Origin of the sequence: Phocaeicola sp. RTP21198st1_B8_RTP21198_201120 (assembly GCF_040929485.1) — a bacterium.
GTDB lineage: Bacteria > Bacteroidota > Bacteroidia > Bacteroidales > Bacteroidaceae > Phocaeicola > Phocaeicola dorei.
Window position 1 is genome coordinate 1 of record NZ_JBCOCI010000531.1, and the last position, 413, is coordinate 413.

At 43.3% G+C, this 413-nt stretch carries 1 protein-coding gene; it reads right to left on the reverse strand.

The window, feature by feature from the left end:
* Nucleotides 1-413: DUF5117 domain-containing protein (locus AB5935_RS27845; protein ID WP_368328082.1), on the reverse strand; the 413-nt coding region annotated here is incomplete at both ends.

Genomic DNA, 413 nt, shown 5'->3' on the forward strand with positions numbered 1-413 from the left:
GAATAGCGGTATCTACATAATAGATTATCGGTTTTTGAGGTTCCACCAGTTCCCCTTTTTTATAACGTTCCCAATCTTCGGGTTTCGGTTGCAGGTTCCATCTGTTGATATAGGATAGTTCTTGCAAACCATCTTTCTTTTCTGTATAGAACCGTTTACTTTCATCAAAATAGCCGATGGGCGAATCAGCATAACGGGAACGCATCATCTCTTCCGGCAACAGGATAATGTTGCGTGTCATGGTGACCGTGAACGGGCCTCCATCTACCGTATAGCTCATCAGTGTCTTTATATTGATATTCAAGGGAAAACATTTCATTCCCAGAATGGAGGATTTGGCAGCGACGAGACTTCCTTTCATCGCTTTCTTCTTTCTCAAGACATCCATGATGTTCTCTGAACGGAACGGGCTG